3 protein-coding genes are annotated in these 2461 nt (G+C 70.1%); all 3 read left to right on the forward strand.

The genetic code is table 11. The features are described from left to right. Window positions 1-350, forward strand: a 350-nt coding sequence (locus ACWJ6R_RS34595) for a ComF family protein (RefSeq protein WP_449066250.1), incomplete at its 5' end; no start/stop codon positions are given. A gap of 520 nt (window positions 351-870) precedes the next feature. After that, window positions 871-1518 carry a ribosome hibernation-promoting factor, HPF/YfiA family gene (gene hpf, locus ACWJ6R_RS34600; RefSeq protein ID WP_449066251.1) on the forward strand — a complete coding sequence of 216 codons (648 nt, stop codon included), beginning with the start codon at window positions 871-873 and terminating at the stop codon, window positions 1516-1518. A gap of 94 nt (window positions 1519-1612) precedes the next feature. Beyond that, window positions 1613-2317, forward strand: coding sequence for a response regulator (locus tag ACWJ6R_RS34605; protein ID WP_189235314.1), 705 nt, complete (start codon window positions 1613-1615; stop codon window positions 2315-2317). Window positions 2318-2461: the final 144 nt, after the last annotated feature.

Raw genomic sequence — 2461 nt, forward strand, 5'->3', positions numbered from 1 at the left:
CGGCTGGCCGTGCTCGCGGCCGGCTACCTGCGGCCGCCGGCTGGCCCGCGACCACGGCGCAGGTGCTCGCCCAGCGCCGCCGGGTCGCCGACCAGTCGGGGCTGAACGCGCTCCAGAGAGCCGAGAACCTCTCCTCGGCGTTCCGCCTCGCACCCGGGGCGAACGGGTCCCCGGCGGCCCTTCTGGAGGGCGGGAGGGTGATCGTGCTCGTCGACGACGTCGTCACGACCGGCGCGACGCTCGCGGAGGCCGCGCGGACGCTCCGCGCGGCGGGCGCCGAGCCGGGGGTCGCCGTCACGGTGGCGGCGACACGCCGACGGACGCGAGCGCGCGACGATCACGCACGGTAAAAGGCGGGTCAAGTATCGGTCCCGTCCGCCGACCCCGCCTCTGTGTCCCAATCGCAGCTCCGGTCCCCCGCGGAGGACATGAGAAGGCTTCACATAAGGGATGGCGCGCTGCGGAAGCGGTCATCCCCGGCGCCCCGAACCCCTCGGGAAATCACCCAAAGTGATCCTCGGGCCGGTCGCCAGGCTGACATTCGGTCCCGATACGGATAGCGTCAAGACATGGCACCCGCCCGGGTCCGTGGTTGCGTCGGGCCGACTCCCGCAAGGGGGCCGGTCCGGCTAGCCGATGCCAGCCGCAGGCGAAACGGTCCACGTAAGGCGACTTTTTGTCGACCGATCACGGTGCGGCTTAGAGGTAAGTCCTGCCTTCCCGAGGAACCAGATGTTCCTCGCCAGAAGAGAAGGGCAGTAGTGGCAAAGAGCTGCGAGACCCTCAGCAGGCGGATGTGGGGACGAAGACCAGGTCGGCCGGGCGGGTGCCGCAGCAGTACCACAGTCGAGAGCCGAAGGGGGGCTGTGCATGGACATCATCGTCAAGGGTCGGCACACCGGAGTGAGTGACCGATTCCGCGACCATGTGACGACCAAGCTGGCCAGGATCGAGCGTCTGGACCAAAAACTCATCCGCGTCGACGTGGAGGTGTCCAAGGAGCGCAACCCGCGCATGGCGGACCAGCGCGAGCGTGTCGAGCTCACCATCCACTCCCGCGGTCCCGCGGTCCGGGCGGAGGCCTCGGCCGAGGACCGCTTCTCCGCCCTCGACATCGCCCTCGGCAAGCTGGAGGGCAGGCTCCGGCGCCTGGCCGACCGGCGCAAGGTGCACCACGGCACGTCGGTCGCCGAGCTGACCGCCTCGGCGGTCGCCCAGTCCTTCGAGGCCGACGGCGCCGGGATCCGGCTGCGGACGGCCGAGGAGGAGCCGGAGGCCGGTGGCGAGGCCCTCGAGGACAAGACCATCGTCCCGATCGAGATGGAGGGCGACGGCCCCCTGGTGGTCCGGGAGAAGTTCCACAAGGCCGACCCGATGACCATCGACCAGGCCCTGCTGGAGATGGAGCTGGTGGGCCACGACTTCTACCTGTTCCGCGACAAGGAGAGCGGCCTGCCCAGCGTCGTCTATCTGCGCAAGGGCTACAACTACGGCGTGTTGCGGCTCGTGGAGCCCTGACCGCGGCGTTCGAAGATCCTCTCCGACCAACCCGAGGACCCTGAACCCGTGTAATCATGGCGGTCCAACGGCTCTGGCCCCCCGAGGAGGAGGCGTGACGGAACCCGACGAGGCGGCCCGCGCTGCCGAGCGCGGCGACCCGATCCGCGTGCTGATCGTCGACGATCACGCGCTGATCCGCCGCAGCCTGGAGATGGCGCTGGCCGCGGAGGCGGACATCGAGGTGGTCGGCGAGGCGAGCGACGGTCAGGAGGCGGTCGAGCTCGCCGACCGGCTCACCCCTGACGTCGTGCTCATGGACGTCCGGATGCCCCGGCGGAGCGGCATCGAGGCCACCCGCGAGATCAAGGCCTCCGCTCCGAGCATCCGGATCATCATGCTGACCGTGAGCGACGAGGAGGAGGACCTCTTCGAGGCGATCAAGGCGGGGGCCACCGGCTACCTGCTGAAGAACGTCCAGCTCGACGAGGTCCCCGAGGTGGTGCGCGGCGTCCATGAGGGCCAGTCGCTCATCAACCCGGCGATGGCCACGAAGCTCATCAACGAGTTCGCGACCATGAGCCGGAAGGAGGCCGAGCGGCCCCCCCAGCTCCCCGTCCCCCGGCTGACCGACCGGGAGATGGAGGTGCTCCGCCTGGTGGCCAAGGGGATGAACAACCGCGAGATCGCCAAGCAGCTGTTCATCTCCGAGAACACCGTGAAGAACCACGTCCGCAACATCCTGGACAAGCTCCAGCTGCACTCCCGGATGGAAGCGGTGGTCTACGCGGTCCGGGAGCGGATGCTCGAGATCACCTGACCGCGCGGTGGCCGTCCCCCGGCCACCGCGCGGCCCGCGGTCTCCTTGCCCTGCCGGCCCGGGACGCCCCGCGGCCACCGTACGGTCCGGGGCGCCTCGCGGCCCCTATAGGCCTGCGGTCCCTGCCGGCCCGGGACGCCCGAC

The organism is Planomonospora algeriensis (genome assembly GCF_977012225.1).

What these genes read in the sequence shown, in the direction of transcription:
- hpf (WP_449066251.1), top strand. Translation starts at nt 871, where the DNA reads ATGGACATCATCGTCAAGGGTCGGCACACCGGAGTGAGTGACCGATTC.